The organism is Hyalangium sp., assembly GCF_035629615.1.
GTDB lineage: Bacteria > Myxococcota > Myxococcia > Myxococcales > Myxococcaceae > Hyalangium.
Window position 1 is genome coordinate 1 of record NZ_DASPHO010000030.1, and the last position, 15582, is coordinate 15582.

The 15582-nt window shown below is 66.1% G+C and carries 12 protein-coding genes and 1 other RNA gene; 5 read left to right on the forward strand and 8 right to left on the reverse strand.

The features are described from left to right. Positions 1–492 (forward strand): aminotransferase class III-fold pyridoxal phosphate-dependent enzyme (locus VD972_RS01305; protein WP_324979522.1); only part of this gene is annotated, 492 nt, incomplete at its 5' end. Between the two features lie 81 nt (positions 493–573). Here the strand turns inward: VD972_RS01305 and VD972_RS01310 are convergent. Continuing rightward, positions 574–2253 (reverse strand): long-chain fatty acid--CoA ligase, encoded by a 1680-nt coding sequence (locus VD972_RS01310; protein ID WP_324979524.1) that lies wholly within the window; start codon positions 2251–2253, stop codon positions 574–576. A gap of 211 nt (positions 2254–2464) precedes the next feature. On the opposite strand from VD972_RS01310, the gene VD972_RS01315 reads away from it, so the two are divergent. Next, a complete protein-coding gene (locus VD972_RS01315) occupies positions 2465–2830 on the forward strand; it encodes a thioredoxin family protein (protein ID WP_324979526.1) in 366 nt (121 codons plus the stop codon). A gap of 202 nt (positions 2831–3032) precedes the next feature. On the opposite strand, the gene VD972_RS01320 is transcribed toward VD972_RS01315, so the two are convergent. From VD972_RS01320 to ssrA, 5 genes are all read right to left on the reverse strand, one after another. Continuing rightward, the gene (locus VD972_RS01320; protein WP_324979529.1) at positions 3033–4667 is read right to left on the reverse strand and encodes a hybrid sensor histidine kinase/response regulator; all 1635 of its coding nucleotides are present in this window, start codon (positions 4665–4667) and stop codon (positions 3033–3035) included. After that, the gene (locus VD972_RS01325) at positions 4664–6133 is read right to left on the reverse strand and encodes an ATPase domain-containing protein (RefSeq protein WP_324979532.1); all 1470 of its coding nucleotides are present in this window, start codon (positions 6131–6133) and stop codon (positions 4664–4666) included. Before VD972_RS01325 ends, VD972_RS01320 begins: the two co-directional genes overlap by 4 nt. Next, positions 6130–6525, reverse strand: a complete 396-nt coding sequence (locus VD972_RS01330; RefSeq protein WP_324979534.1) for a hypothetical protein — start codon at positions 6523–6525, stop codon at positions 6130–6132. The genes VD972_RS01325 and VD972_RS01330 overlap by 4 nt, the downstream gene beginning before the upstream one ends. Positions 6526–6643: 118 nt before the next feature. Further along, positions 6644–6862 carry a helix-turn-helix domain-containing protein gene (locus VD972_RS01335; protein WP_324979536.1) on the reverse strand — a complete coding sequence of 73 codons (219 nt, stop codon included), beginning with the start codon at positions 6860–6862 and terminating at the stop codon, positions 6644–6646. A 383-nt stretch (positions 6863–7245) separates the two neighbouring features. Beyond that, positions 7246–7605: a transfer-messenger RNA gene (ssrA, locus tag VD972_RS01340) on the reverse strand. 187 nt (positions 7606–7792) lie between these two features. Between ssrA and VD972_RS01345 the strand changes: the two genes are divergently transcribed. Both VD972_RS01345 and VD972_RS01350 read left to right on the forward strand, forming a co-directional pair. Continuing rightward, entirely contained in the window at positions 7793–9139 is a 1347-nt protein-coding gene (locus tag VD972_RS01345) for a pitrilysin family protein (RefSeq protein ID WP_324979538.1), read from the forward strand. Further along, the gene (locus VD972_RS01350; protein WP_324979540.1) at positions 9139–10752 is read left to right on the forward strand and encodes a pitrilysin family protein; all 1614 of its coding nucleotides are present in this window, start codon (positions 9139–9141) and stop codon (positions 10750–10752) included. Before VD972_RS01345 ends, VD972_RS01350 begins: the two co-directional genes overlap by 1 nt. Positions 10753–10770: 18 nt before the next feature. On the opposite strand, the gene VD972_RS01355 is transcribed toward VD972_RS01350, so the two are convergent. Then, complete coding sequence (locus VD972_RS01355) at positions 10771–11232, reverse strand: GNAT family N-acetyltransferase (protein ID WP_324979542.1); 462 nt, start codon at positions 11230–11232, stop codon at positions 10771–10773. A 129-nt stretch (positions 11233–11361) separates the two neighbouring features. After that, complete coding sequence (locus tag VD972_RS01360; RefSeq protein WP_324979544.1) at positions 11362–13866, reverse strand: S8 family serine peptidase; 2505 nt, start codon at positions 13864–13866, stop codon at positions 11362–11364. 114 nt (positions 13867–13980) lie between these two features. On the opposite strand from VD972_RS01360, the gene VD972_RS01365 reads away from it, so the two are divergent. Further along, positions 13981–15582, forward strand: a 1602-nt coding sequence (locus VD972_RS01365) for an OmpA family protein (protein WP_324979546.1), incomplete at its 3' end; no start/stop codon positions are given.

A 15582-nucleotide genomic window follows, 5' to 3' on the forward strand; every position in this document is an offset into this window, starting at 1 on the left:
AAACCGCTGGGTAACGGCCACCCGCTCGGCGCGGTGGTGACCACCCCGGAGATCGCCGCGTCGTTCGACAATGGCATGGAGTACTTCAGCACGTTTGGAGGCAGCCCGGTGTCGTGCGCCATCGGGCTGGCCGTGCTGGACGTCATTGCTGACGAGGGCTTGCAAGCGAACGCGCTGCGCGTGGGCGAACAGCTCCGGCAGGGGTTTCGCGAGCTGGCCACGCGCCATGAGCTCATTGGCGATGTGCGGGGCCTGGGATTGTTCATGGGAGTAGAGCTCGTGCGCGACCGGACGACGTTGGAGCCCGCGCCTGCGCAGACTCACTACATCACCCAGCGGCTCAAGGAGCGAGGTGTGCTCGTGAGCATCGACGGCCCGCTGAACAACGTGCTCAAGATCAAGCCGCCGTTGGTGTTCTCCGGCGCTGATGCCTCGTTCTTCATCGAGGCGCTGGACCTCCTGCTCGCCGAGGACGCCGCGCGCGCGGGTTGAGGCCACCGCCTACAAGTGGATCCCGTTGCAAGGTGAGGGGAGCTGTCTCTTCCCCACGCGCCCTGTGGGAAAGGGCGCAGCTCACGCCGACTTCGGCTCTCTCAGCTCGCGGCGCAGGATCTTGCCCACGTTCGTCTTCGGCAGCTCGGAGCGGAACTCGATGTGCTTCGGGCGCTTGTAGCCGGTCAGCCGCTCCTTGCAGAACTCCCTCACGGTCTCCTCGGTCAATGACGGGTCGCGCTTGACGATGAAGAGCTTGACCACCTCACCGGAGTGCTCGTCCGGCACGCCGATGGCCGCCGCCTCCAGCACTCCTGGACACTCGATCGCCACTCCCTCGATCTCGTTGGGGAAGACGTTGAAGCCAGACACCAGGATCATGTCCTTCTTGCGGTCGACGATCTTCGTATGGCCGCGCTCGTCCATGACGCCAATGTCACCCGTCTTCAAGAAGCCGTCCGCGTACATCACCCGAGCCGTCTCGGCCGGCTGATTCCAATAGCCGGCCATCACCTGCGGACCGCGGATGCAGATCTCGCCGGGCTGACCGAGCGGCACAGGCTTGCCGTCATCGTCGCGGAGCTCGATCTCCGTGGACGACAGGGGCAGGCCAATCGTGCCTGTGAACCTGTCGTTGTCGGTCGGGTTGCAGGACACGCTCGGCGAGGTCTCCGAGAGGCCATACCCCTCGACGATGGGGCACTTCGTCCGCTCCAACCACCTGCGGGCGACAGCCTCCTGCACCGCCATTCCACCGCCGTTGGCCACCCGCAGGCTGGAGAAGTCCACCGTGTCGAAGTCCGGGTGGTTGAGCAGCGCGTTGTAGAGCGTGTTGACTGCGGGGAACATGTGGAACTTCCACTTGCGGATGTCCCGGATGAGGCTGCCAATGTCACGCGCATTGGGAATCAGCAGGGCCAGTCCGCCGCTGCGCATGACCAGCAGGCAGCACACCGTGAGCGCGAAGATGTGATACAGGGGCAGCGCGGTGACGGTGACGATCTGATCGATCGGAGCGCCCTTGCGCAGCGAGGGCTGCATCCATGCCTCGGATTGGAGCACGTTGGCGACAACGTTGCGGTGCAGCAGGGTCGCTCCCTTGGACACGCCCGTGGTCCCGCCGGTGTACTGGAGGAAGGCGACATCCTCGGCCTTCAGCTCCACGGGCTTGAGGGACAGGCCCTTGCCCTCCGCGAGGGCCGCGTTGAAGCGGGTGCAGCCGGGCAGCGACCAGGCGGGCACCATCTTCTTCACGCTGCGCACAACGAAGTTGACGATCGTGCCTTTCACGCCTCCCAGCAGGTCCCCCATGCTGGCCACCACCACGTGGCGGACCGGCGTCTTGTCCAAGATCTTCTGGAGGGTGGCCGCGAAGTTCTCGAGGACGATGATGGCCTCGGCGCCGCTGTCCTTCAGCTGGTGCTCGAGCTCGCGTGGGGTGTACAGCGGATTGACGTTGACCACGACGTAGCCCGCACGCAGCACCGCGGCCAGTGCCACCGGGTACTGCAGGATGTTGGGCATCATGAGGGCGACCCGGGACTGCGGTGCCAGCCCGCGCGACTGAAGCCAGGCGCCGAGCTGGCGCGACAGGCGGTCAACCTCGCCATAGGTCAACGCCTTGTCCATGCAGACGAAGGCGCGGCGTGAGGCATACTTCTGGAACGATTCCTCCAGCAGGTGCACCAGGGATCGGTACTCGCGAGGATCGATCTCGCTCGGCACACCCGCAGGGTAATGCTTCAGCCACACCTTCTCCATCTGCGCATCTCCTGGGTGGAAATCGTCTTTGAATCGTAGCCGAGATCGCACCCCCTTGAGCGCCCGGCCGCCTTCCTGCCGAAGAAGCTCTCGAACTCGCCGGACTCCATACCGATCTGCTAGGGTGCGGACCTCCACCCCCCGCCGAACGCTCCACGAGCGCACACCTCACGCGCTCGAATGAGTTCGTCTTTCACAGGAGCCAATCGACATGGGTTCAAAGGTCACCGAAGAAGTGAAAACGAAGCAGTCCGTGAAGGAGCTTGTCGAGAAGGACTACACTGTCGCGGTGCTCGAGAGCACCCTTCCGGTCGTCCTCGACTTCTACTCCCCCGATAGCGCGGCCTGTACGGCGCTCGCCCCCAGGTTTGGGGCCGTCGCCGAGAAGTTCGAGGGAAAGATCCAGTTCATCAAGATCCTGCGGCAGAACAATCCGGGGCTCTCAGAGAAGCTGGGCGTGACCACCAGCCCCACCCTTGTCTTCTTCAAGCAGGGTCAGGAGTCTGGCCAGCGGCTCACGGGGAATGACATCAAGCGCACGGACTTGAAGGCGCAGGTCGAGGCGCTGCTCAAGTAGGCCTCGATAGGACTCAGTGACTCACAGCTGTTCTCAAACCAAGGAGAAGCACCATGCCCAAGGGACAACAGAAAGCGAAGAAGAGCAACAAGCCGAAGCTGACCACCCAGGAGAAGCAGAAGAAGAAGAAGGAGAAGAAGGCGAAGTAGGCCCAGGCGGGCTCAAGCCTGCCGGGGCTCCCTTCTGGAAGGGCTCGGGGTCCTCAATCGAAGGACCCCGAGAGCCGCTCAATAGCGTCCAAGAGCGCATCTGCCTGAAGAGGCTTTCCCAGGAAGCCCGCTGCTCCGTGCCGCGTGAGCTTCACGGCAGTCGCAGCGTCGGCAGAAATAATAAATCGCGGAATTGAAGTGAGCGCCGGGTCATCGCGGCAGGCGTTGCAGAAGCTCTCGCCGTCCATGACCGGCATGGAGAGGTCCACCAGGATGAGGCTCGGGGGTGGTCCGCTGCGGAGGAGCTCGAGTGCTTCTGCGCCATTCGAAGCCGCTATCACTTTGTAACCGCTGCTCTGCAGGAGCGCCGCGATGCCGTCTCGGACATCGAAGTCGTCATCGACTACCATGACCGTCGTTGACTCAGTCCTCTCGCTCTCATCGGACGAGGGCGCTCGCGCGCCGCGGGAGTCCTTGACCGAGGAGGAGTGCTCAGGGGCGCGATGAGCCCGAATCGTACGTGGGAGGGTTACCGTCAACGTCGTCCCCTCTGACGCTGTCGAGTGGGCAGAGACCTTCCCACCGTGGCTCCGAACAATCTGATCCACGATGTAGAGACCCAGCCCCAATCCTCCACCTGCTACACGCTGCTGGGCGTGCCGTCCCTGTTTGAATGGATCAAACAGCACCGGAAGCAAGTCGCTGGGTATCACAGGGCCTCGATTGTGAACCTCCAGGACAACGTCCTCATCCCGCGCGTGAAGGACCACCCGGACAGCTGTGCGCTCCTCACCGTGCTGCAGGGCATTGTTGACCAGGTTCGTCACGACCTGCGTCAGGCGGTCAGGATCCCATTCGCCCTGGACTGCATCCTTGTCCAGCGCCACAAACTGAATCTCGCGCCACGGATTCGCCAACCGAAAGTCATCGAGAACCTCTTTAAGGAGCGCAAGAAGGTCGATGCGCTTTCGAGACACCCCAAGCTCGCCGGTCACTCGAATGTGCGTGACATCGAGCAGGTCATTGATGATGCGATTGGCCCTCTCCGCACTTCGGAGAGCACGCTCAATGGCCTTCGCTCTCTGCGGATCATCCGTCTTTCGCAGGAGAGATGACGCCACGGTCGTGATGACCGAGAGAGGATTGCGCAGGTCGTGGCTGACGATTCCCACGAGCAACCGCTGGAAGTCGTGCGCGGCAGTGAGTTCTTCGGTCCTCCGTGCGTCTTCCTCGCGCAGCCTTATCATTGTCAGGTAGGCACCCAGCTGCGCGGCGACGACTGAGAACAGTCGAAGATGCTGCGCATCGTACGCGGTGTCGCCGGAGGGCTCCATGCGAACAAGGCCTATCACCTCGTCCAGCCCCATCAGGGGCAGCGTCAGATGCGGAGGACCGTCAGACGAGCGTCCAATCTCTTCGGCGTGCGCCACGAGGCGCAGGACCCTGGTGAGGGTTGCGAGCAGCGGCCCCCGTTCCGCTGCTGACAGCTCGGGTACGACGAACAGCTCATGCGAAGTGCCCGGGAAAGCCTTGAGGAGCGAGCATCGTCGGTACGGGACGAGGTCCCTCGTCAGCTCCAGTGCGCGCACAACCCGCTCATCCGCGCCATCAGCGGATTCCAATGTATGCGCAATCTCAGAGAGGGTCCGTGCGATGCGACGGAGTTCGGCCTCATAGTCGGCGTTCATTTGGCCTCTCTCGGGTCGCCGATGGGCAGGCCGGTGAGAACACCCCTCAGGTCCTTGAAGCGCCCCTTGATGACCTTCAGGCCGGCGGATCCGACGGTCAACGACTGAAGCTCGGAGTCGTGCTTGATACCGCGAGCCTTGATCACCGAGATGGCCCGCTCGAGCTTGGCTCCGATCTCGAGGTAGCGAAGCTGGATGAGGTTGTCGGCGATGAAGGACACGCCATGCCCCGTGAGCTGGGCGGTACCGATAAGCTGTTCGGACTCGACCGTCATGAGGAGCGTCACCCCTGCGCCCCGCATGTGCTTCGCGATGGCGTAGACCATCTCCTTATAGCGCCGGTCGGAGGGCACGCCCAGCGCCATGGTGGTCAGGCTGTCGAACACCGCTCGGGTCGCGCCCATTTCGCGCACCTGCCTTCGGGCCTCGTACAGGAATCGATCCGTCGAGAGCTCGACCGGCGACGCGTACTTGATGACGAGCTTGCCTTGTTTCTCGAGGGCGGCGAGGTCCCATCCCAGGTTGCGCGCAATCCAGCGGAGCTGGTCCGGGGTCTCCTCGAGGGTGAAGAGGACTCCCTTCTCCCCATGGCGCGCCCCCTCCATGAGGAAGCTCAGGCTGAGGAGCGTTTTCCCAGTTCCGGTCGCTCCCTGAACGACGGTCGCGCTCCCGCGAGGGAGCCCACCTCCGAGGAGCTCATCGAGCCCCTCAATGCCGAGGAGCGCGCGCTCTCCCGACGCTGCGCTTGGCTGAAGCTCCATGTCAGCGGGAGTGCTCACCCGAGGATAGAAGGAGAACCCCACCTTGCTGATGTCAAAGAAGTGCCGACCCGAGGTGTACCCAGCACCGCGGAGCTTGAGCACCTCCATCTCCCGCACGGAGGTGAGCTCCTGGCGCTCGCTCCCGAGGCGTAGGATGCCATCCGCCACGGCGAACTCGGCGAAGGATGGGTACTCGTCACGGGTGTACTCACCGACCAGCAAGGTCGTCGCGCCCCAGCCTGTCGTTTGCACCGCCAGGTCGTAGATGAAAGGACGCGCCGCGGCGCCCTGGCCGCGAAGGAGCTCGCCCACAGCACGAAAGCTGTCGATCGCCACGAAGTCAGGCTCGTGCTTCTCCACGCGAGCCACAATCTCCGCGAGTGTCCGGTCTGCCCCCTCGCGGACACAGGCGCCGAGGTCAACGAACATGACCTGCTTGTCGAGCAGCTCGACATCAAAGAAGTCGAACAGCTGCATGTAGCGAATGACCTTGAGGGCCGGTTCCGAGAGGGTGGTGAAGTAGAGGCACTTCTTCCCTTGGCGTGCTGCGTGGAAGAGCATCTGGAGCGTCAAGACCGTCTTCCCGGACCCCGGTTCACCGGCGATCATCACCACGGAGCGAGCGGGTATGCCTCCACCGAGAATCTTGTCCAGCGCCTGGTCACCCGTGCTCTGGAACTCGAGCGGAGTGTTTTTCGAAGTCATGACTCATTCTCCGAGGGAAATACGCGGCACCGCTCGAGGTCAGGAATCCCACGGAGTCGGTGCAGAACCACAGAGCCCGTCAGCTCGAGCAGCAGGGGGTGCAGCTCTCGGGCGACCTCCCGTAGGCCATCGAGCGCTTCTGTGGCGTTGTCCTTCCACCCAGGCGGAAGGACATATCGATACTCGAAACGTTCCCTGTTGATGGAGATGCCGTCGAGTTCGGGGACACGCGCTGCGGCGCGTTTCAGGCTGCGGCGAATCAGCGTAGCCGTGGCTGCGCTCCCCAGGAGGTCGACGAGTGCTCCCCAGATGGACTCGAAGAGCACCGCTGGATCGCAGCCGAGCGCCTCGACTGCCTCATCTTTCTGTGGCTGCTCGTTTCTCAGGCTCACACACAACACCTTTCGGGCCCACACGAGCAGCCCCCGAACCTATCCGTTGTCGTTACACCGTTTGGCCTCCTAGGCGCTCTGCGCGCATTCCCAGGTGTCCTTCCAATCGGGGACTTCTTTAAACGCTCCCCGTCCGTTCCGAGGGCTGCACTTTGCGCAGGCGCTCTTCGGCGAGGCGTTCGACATCGACACGACGAAAGAGGCGTCGTCCGCTCATGGTGCGCAGCGTGGGCAGGATGCCCTTGTCGCTCAACAACCGCACAGTGTCCGAGGAGAGGCTGAGGATATGGGCAGCCTCGCTTGGCGTCAGGAGCTCTTCTGGATTTCGGTCGGACATTTCATCCTCTCAGCTTCGGAGATCCTCGAACCCGGTTCCTGGGGAAGTGGGCATCGCAGGCACCATCCACAAGGCTGGTACGCGACAATTGGGCAGGAAAACGTTGGCTGCCGGACTGTTCTGAGGAGAGGATCTCAGGGCCAGACCGACGGGTGAGAGGCAAATACATGCGGCAGGAGGCTGGCGCGAAGTCCGGGGTGTTCGCCTCCGTCCTCAACGCCCACGCACACCAGGCCGAGCACCGCGCGCAGCTCCTGCGCGTGGAGGGGGCCGCCGTGGGTGAAGCGGTGGGCGGCCTCCTGCGCGGAGTGCTCACCAGCGGCGTGCCGCCGCTAAGAGAAAGCCCCGTGGCACCTGAGTGGCGCCACGGGGCTCTGTGCTACTTGGAGGCGGCGGGAATCGAACCCGCGTCCGAAAGCCTTCCGCCCTTCGACCCTACGTGCGTAGTCCGCGCTTTGCTACGTCCCGAAGGCTCCCACGGACGGGATCCTCCGAGCCGGTCCTGGAAGATCTCGCCACCTCGGGCCCAGGCACCCTCGGCAGCCAGCCCGCATTATGACGGTCCTACCCCGCCCCACGGGCCGAGAGCGGGAGGACCGCGCGCCTAGAAGCTGTTTTTAGGCAGCCAGCGCGAGCTCAACGTTGTCGTTGGCTTTTGTGTCTGTGCCAGCGGTTTAACGAGTCACTGACGGCTCGGCACGCGTCTCGGGCATCTATGCCCCCGTCGAAGCCAGGTCGCCCCCTTTCGTTCGACTCTTCTACGTTAACCGCTGACGGGGGGGCGTCAATCCTCCTGACCTACTCATCCCCCCTGTCTCCCACACGATCTCCAACAGATTGCCTCATGCCTGCCTCCCCACCAGGGGGGCTGAGGCCGTAGGGTGCCCTACCGCCGGGGTTGCCCACCCACCTCGGTCACGAGGTCATCGCATGCGCAGGCTCCTCCCCCTCCTTCTGCTCCTGCTGGCCCCGGCCCTGCCGGCCTCCGCCCAGCCGAGCACTGACACCTCCCCCTTCCCGATGAAGGTCGATCGGCTGCCCAACGGCCTCACCGTCGTGCGCGTGCCGTTCCGGTCGCCAGGCCTCGTCGCCTACTACACCGTGGTGCGCGTCGGCTCGCGCAATGAGGTGGAGCCCGGCAAGACAGGCTTCGCCCACTTCTTCGAGCACATGATGTTCAAGGGCACGAAGAAGCACCCCGAGGGCGAGCGCGACCGCATCGTCGCCAGCTACGGCTTCGACGACAACGCCTTCACCACGGACGACTTCACCGTCTATCACTCGTACGGCCCCACCGCTGGGGTCGACGCGCTCATCGAGCTGGAGGCCGATCGCTTCCGCAACCTCGAGTACGCGGAGCCCTCGTTCCGAACGGAGGCGCTAGCGGTGCTCGGCGAGTACCACAAGAACGAGTCGCGCCCGGAGCTGAAGATGGAGGAGCAGCTCCTGGGCACCGCCTTCAAGGCGCACCCCTACCGGCACACCACGCTCGGCTTCTACGAGGACATCAAGGCCATGCCCGAGGCCTACGCGTACAGCCGCACCTTCTTCGAGCGCTGGTACACCCCGGACAACACCCTGATCTTCATCGTCGGCGACTTCGACGACGCGGCCGTGATGCAGCAGATCCGCGCGGAGTACGGCCCCTGGAACCGCAAGCTGGCCCAGGTCACCATCCCCCCTGAGCCGCCCCAGAAGGAGAAGCGCACCGTCCACATCGACTGGCCGGCGAGCACCCTGCCCCGCCATGTGCTCGCCTGGCACAGCCCCGCGGGCACGCTCACCACCCCCAGCGCCGCCATCCAGTCCGTGCTCGGCGCCTACCTGGTCGGTCCCACCAGCCCGCTCTACAAGGAGCTCGTCCTCGAGAAGCAGCTCGCGGAGTCCATCCGCGACGACAGCTACCCCCACCGGGATCCCTCTCTCTTCGCCCTCAACGCCACCCTCAAGGAGGAGCAGCACCGCGCCGCCGTCGATGCCGCCTTCAACCGCGCCATCCGAGAGCTGGCCTCCGGCAAGGTGGACGCCGCGCGCGTGAAGGCCATCCAGAGCAACATCCGCTACGGGCTGCTCATGGGCCTGGAGGCGCCCGACGACGTGGCCGTGCAGCTCGCCTGGTATGCCGGCATCTTCGGCACGCCGGACGCGCTCTCCCGCCACCTCCAGAACATCGCCAGGATCCAGCCCGAGCAGCTCGTCTCCTTCGCGAAGCGATACCTCGTCGACTCCAACCTCACCGTCCTCACCCTCACGCCCGCCGCCGGAGGGAAGCCGTGATGAACGCCTTTACTCGAAGCACCCTCGCCCTCGCCTCCGCGCTGTGGCTCGGCGCCTGCGCCAGCGCACCCCAGCCCACGCCCGAGCCGGCCCCCGCTCCGGCCCAAGTGCCGGCACCGGCTGCCCAGGCTCCAGCGCCCACGGCGCCGCTCCCGCCCATCCCAGCCGTGCCCTTGAAGCAGCCCGCGCCCATGCAGCTCGTCGTCCAAGCTGGACCCGAAAACCCCATCGTCAGCTTCCGGCTCGTGTTCCGCGCCGGCTCGGTGGATGACCCGAGCGGCAAGGAGGGCCTCACCGCGCTCACCGCCAACCTGCTCGCGGAGGGTGGCACGCGGAAGCTCAGCTCCGCCCAGCTCCTGGAGGTCCTCTTCCCCATGGCCGCCACGCTGGAGGTCTTCCCGGACAAGGAGTTCACCACCTTCTCCGGGCGCGTCCACAAGGACTTCCTGCCCCGCTTCCTCGAGATCTTCACCGACGTGCTGCTCGAGCCCCGCTACGATCCGAACGAGTTCGAGCGCCTGCGCACCGACGCGCTCAACACCGTCCGCAACCGGCTGCGCAGCGAGAACGACGAGCAGCTCGGTCAGGTCGCGCTCGACGCGCTCCTCTTCCGCGGCCACCCATACGAGCACTTCGTCGGCGGCACCGTGCAGGGGCTTCAGGCCCTGACGCTCGACGACGTGAAGGCCCACGCCCGCCGCGTCCTCACCCAGGATCGGCTCGTCATCGGCATGGCCGGCCCCGTGGACGACGCGCTGAAGAAGTCCATCACCTCGCGGCTGTCCGCGCTCCCCACCATGGGCGGCCCTCGCGTGGAGCTGCCTCCCGTGCCCGCGCCGCCGGGCCGCGCCGTCATCATCCAGAAGCCCACGAGCTCCACCGCCATCTCCATGGGCTATGTGACGCCCTTGCGCCGAGGAGATCCGGACTTCTTCCCCGTCGCCTTCGCGCTCTCGTACCTGGGCGAGCATCGCCAGTTCCTCGGCGTGCTCTTCAATGAGCTGCGCGAGCAGCGCGGCCTCAACTACGGCGACTATGCCTACGCCGAGCACTTCAGCGAGCAGCCCGGCACCACCTACAACCGCACCAACATCGGCCGGACCCAGCAGGACATCAGCCTGTGGATCCGCCCGGTGGTTCCCGCCAACGCCGCCTTCGCCACCCATGGCGCCGTCTACTACCTCGATCGGCTCGTGCAGCAGGGCATCCCCCGCGAGCAGTTCGAGCTCGTCCGCGGCTTCCTCCTGAACTACACGCGGCTGTGGGAACAGACGGACCAGCGGCGCCTGGGCTACGCCATCGACTCGCTCTTGTACGGTACGCCCGACTTCCTGGAGCAGTACCGCAAGGCCCTTGGGGACATGACGCCCGAGTCCGTCCAGGAGGCCGTGCGTCGCCGCCTGCGCCCGGAGGCGCTCAGCTTCGCCTTCGTCACCCAGGACGCCCCGGCGCTCGTCAACGCGCTCAAGTCCCAGACCGTCGCGCCCCTGAAATACGCGTCCCCCAAGCCCCAGGAGCTGCTCGAGGTGGACAAGGCCATCGTCCGCCAGCCGCTCTCCTTGCAGCCCGAGTCCATCGAGGTCATCCCCGCGAGCACCTTCATGGAGAAGTAGCGGAGGCGCCGGGGCGGCTCATCGCTCCGGGGGGAGCCGCTTCGTGAGGAATACCCGAGGCGGCGCCTCGAAGCCCGCCCGGCGATAGAGCTTCAGCGCCGGCTCGTTCTCCGGCCGTACCATGAGGTGTACGGCCTGCACACCCGCCTCATGGGCCCGCTCCTCGACGCGTGCCAGCAGCCACTTCCCCAGCCCTTGCCCCCGCGCTTCGGGACGAAGGTAGAGCTCGGTCAGGTACGCATCGCGGCCGGCGAACTCCAGGTCGTACCCGTAGGTGAGCACCGCATAGCCGCGAATCACCCCCTCGTCCTCGACCACCACGACCTGCCCGAGCGTGGGCTCCTTCAGGAGCTTGCGAAGCGCCAGCTCGGTGGTCGCGGGCTCCCACGCGATGACCTCACACCGGTTGAAGTCATCCATCATCTCCAGGAGCACGCCGACATCGTGCTCCTTCGCCAGACGCAAGGCAGGGCTGGGCATGCCCCCCTTCTACACCCAGCCACGGCGGGCCTCATGCGCGAGCGCTCTGCTCTCGACCCTGCCCCAAAGCGAAGGCCCCGGCGCCGGCTTCGCGCCGACCCGGGGCCTCCTTGCTTCACTCGAGCCGCGTTAGAACGTCACGGTCACGTTGGGCGAGCACGTCGTCGTCCCAGCGTTGCAGACCTTGTACGTGTAGCTGCCGGCCGCGCTTACCTGATCGGTGTGGGCACCGTCATTGGCCGTGGTGACGACCTTCGTCCCGTTGCGGAACACGTCCACGCTGGTGCCGCTGGCGGCAGACCACACGAGGTCCACATACCGGCGCTTGCCCTGCGTCCGCTTCGTGGCCGAGAGCGAGATGGACGTAGGCGCCGTCACCGTCACCGTCTGCGTCCTCGTGCTGCTCAGTCCCTGGTTGTCCGTCACCGTCAGCGACACGGTGAAGGTACCGGCCGCCGCGTAGGTGTGGCTCGGGTTCGCCGCGGTGGAGGAGCTCCCATCACCGAAGCTCCAGCTCCGCGAGGCGATGGTGCCGTCCGAGTCCGTGCTGGTGTCCGTGAAGGAGCAGCTCAACCCCGTGCAAGACGAGGTGAACGAGGCCGAGGGAGGCAGCTGGCCGTTGCTCTCCACCGGGAACACCAGGTCGTCGCGATCATCGTAGCTGCCTGTAGTGCAGCTCGAGGCCGCCGTACCGGTGTACCGGAAGGCACCACGAACCGCCTGCAGAGTGCCCGCAGGCAGCGCATAGGTGGCGGACAGCACCTGAGCCCCGCCTGCCGCGGGCTTGATCGTGGCCAGGAACGTCCACGAGGGGTTGTTCGCGTTGCCCGTGTAGTACAGGTCCAGCGAGTCCGAGGCGCCGCTGGACCAAGCCCACACCGTCGCGTCGATGCGCACAGTCTTGCCCGCCGCCAGCGGCGACCCGTCCAGCGTGGTGATGCGGAGGCGCTCCAGGGACTCGTCCCCCTGGTAGGTGCCACTGTTGCCGTCCGCGCACGAGTTGTTGATCGTGTTGGAGGCGTTCAGCTCGGGGCCGACGGTGCCACGGCCCTTTATCAGGGTTCCCGTGTCGCAGGAGGCACCCGGCTCGGTGCAGCGCGGCGCCTTGAGCGCGGCGTCATAGCTGGCCACGCCCGGGTTGTTCACGCTCACCGTGACGGTGGCGCTGGAGCCCACGTTTCCGCCACCGTCATACGCCTTGGCCACGATGGAGGCAGCACCATTGCCACCCTGCGTGCTGTCCCAGGCGACGGAGTACGGCGCGGTGGAGTCCGTGCCCACAAAGGCGCCGTTCACGAAGAAGGACACGCGCGTCACGCCCACGTTGTCGCTGGCATCTGCCGCGAGGGTAGCGGAACCGACGATGGTGACGCCCGAGGACGGAGCCGTGAGCGCGGCGGTGGGCGCGGTGTTGTCACCCGAGCCATTGCCGATGGGGGCCGCGAACAGCAGCAGGTTGGGCGAGCCCGCACCCGGGTTGGTCACCTTGCCCACATGGGCCAGGCTGGTCAGCACGCTCCCTACCTGCTCCGGAGAGGCGGTGGGGTTGGTGCTCAGGTAGAGCGCCGCCGCGCCCGCAACGTGCGGGGACGCCATCGAGGTGCCGCTGATGGTGTCGGTGGCGCTGTCGCCCGTGCTCCACGCAGAGGTGATGTTCGTGCCCGGCGCGAAGATGTCCACGCACGTGCCGTAGTTGGAGTAGGAGGCGCGCGCGTCGTTGATCTCGGAGGCGCCTACAGTGATGGCGTTGGGCGTGCGGGCCGGAGACTTGGTGCAGGCGTCCCCGCTGTCGTTGCCCGCGGCGAGCGCGTACACCACACCGGCGGCGATCGAGCCCGTCACCGCGTCATCCACCGCCTGAGAGGCACCGCCGCCCAGGCTCATGTTCGCCACGGCGGGCTTGACGTGGTTGGCCGTCACCCAGTCCACGCCGGCGATCACCCCCTCGTAGGTGCCGGAGCCAGCGCAGTCCAGCACGCGCACCGCATGCAGGTTCACCGCCTTGGCCACGCCCCAGGTGGTGCCGCCGATGGTGCCCGCAACGTGCGTGCCGTGGCCGTTGCAGTCGTTGGCACCATTGCCGTCCGTGATGGACGAGAAGGCGTGCACGGCGCGCCCGGCGAAGTCCGCGTGGGTGATGCGGATGCCAGTGTCGATGACGTACGCATTCACCCCAGAGCCCGCCGTGTTGTACGCGTACGTCTGGTCCAGCGGCAGGTCCACCTGGTCGATGCGATCCAGGCCCCAGGTGGCGCCCGTCTGCACGCCCACGGCCTGAACCCGGCCGTTCTCCTCCACGTACTGGACGCGCGAGTCCGCAGCGAGCGCCTTCGCGTCCGCCTCGCTCATGTACGCCACGAAGCCCTTCAGCGCGTGGCGGAACACCCGCCCGGCCTTGCCGCGATAGGCCTTCGCCAGGCCGTCCGTCGACTGAGTGCTGATGCCCTCCTGCGGCTTGAGGACGACGATGTACTCGCCCTGCACCGGATCGGCGCTCAGCCGGAACTTGGTCGCTACGGACTCCTTGATGGCCGCCTCGCGCGTGGACAGGGGAGAGCTGTCCTCGATGGCAGTGCCATCACAGCCGGCCACCGACAGCGCCAGGGTTGACAGGAGAAGTGGAAATTTACGCATTGACGCTCCTTGGGGGTACAACGACTTTTACCGTTTTCTCACAAAATGCTTGGAAAAGTAGCGTTTCAGCGTATTTTTTTTCGTTCCTCTGAGACGGGCGCTATAAGCGGCGCCATGCGAGGTCTGCTCCTCCAGTCCTACCTCCGGGAGCTGTCGCACCGCGTTGCGCTGCGGCTGGTGCTCGTGTGCGCCTTGGCCGTGGGTGTGAATGCGAGGGCGGATCACGATCCGTTCAGCCGGAGCTTCGACGCCGTCCCCGTGAAGGCCACCGCGGCGCAGGACAGCGGCATCGCGCTCGAGGGAGCCCGGCCAGCGCCTGTGGGCAGCGTCCGCGCCTCGCTGCTGCTGGACCTCAACCTGAGCATCCTCTCGCTCAAGCTGGGCGAGGAGCGGCTGGGAGATCTCATCCCCTACCGGCTGGACGCTCACGCGCTCTTCGCCTACCAGTTGCACCCTCGCGTGGAGCTGGGCGTGGATCTGCCCTTCACCGTGCTCCAGGGCGATCGCTTCCAGCTGCTGCGCGACGCCCTGGCCGCCCCGGGCTTCCCGGGCGCCGCCAGCGTGAAGCGACTCGGGCTGGGGGATCTGCGCCTGCTGCCGCGCTTCACCCTGTTGGACCCCTCACAGTTCCCCGTGGGGCTGGGCCTGGTGGGTGAGGTGCGACTGCCCACCGGCGATGGCTACAGCTTCCTGGGCGAGCGCCGGGTGCTCGTGGCCCCGAGGGTGGCGGTGGAGCGCTCCTTCGGCCCGGTGCGCCTGCTGGGCAACGTGGGGTGGCGCTTCCGTCGCCACGCCCAGTACCTCAACCTCTACGTGGACGACGAGTTCACGCTCGGCGCGGGCGCGGTGGTGGACCTGCCGAACCTGGGGCGCCTCACGGACATCAAGGCGCTGGCGGAGATGCACCTGGCCACGCCCGCCTCCGCTCCCTTCAACTTCAGCCAGGCCGACTCCCTCAAGACGCCGTGGGAGGTGCTGGTGGGCGCGCGCACCCGGATCCACGGCCCGTGGGGCCTGGAGCTGAACCTGGGCCGTGGCATTGGCCTGCATGGCGGCTACGGGCGCGAGGCCTTCCGCGTCATGGTCGCGCTCCGCTACGAGGAGAGCTTCGTCGACTCGGATGGCGATGGCGTCCCCGACGCGCGTGACAAGTGCCCCACCGAGAAGGAGGATCGCGACGGCCACGAGGACGACGACGGCTGCCTCGATCCGGACAATGACGGCGACGGCATCGTGGACGGTGAGGACGCGTGCCCGGACAAGGCTGGCCCCAAGGAGCTCAAGGGCTGCCCGGCGGACACCGACACGGATGGAGACGGCATCCCCGACCACCTGGACAAGTGCCCCCAGAAGCCCGGGCCCAAGGAGTACGACGGCTGCCCGGACACCGACGGCGACGAGGTGCCCGACAACGAGGACGAGTGCCCGGACCTGTTCGGCCCGCCGGAGAACAACGGCTGCCCCTATGACGCGCCGCCGTACGTGGTCGTCGAGTCCGACCGCATCCGCATCAAGGGCAACATCCTCTTCGAGACCGGCCAGGCGAAGATCCGCAAGCAGTCGTTCAAGCTGCTCGACGAGGTGGCCTCGGTGCTCGCCAAGAACCCCACGCTGGGCCCCGTGCTCATCGAGGGCCACACGGACAACAAGGGCTCGCGCAACATCAACGTGGACCTGTCTCAGCGCCGCGCCAAGGCGGTGTTGGACTACCTGGTG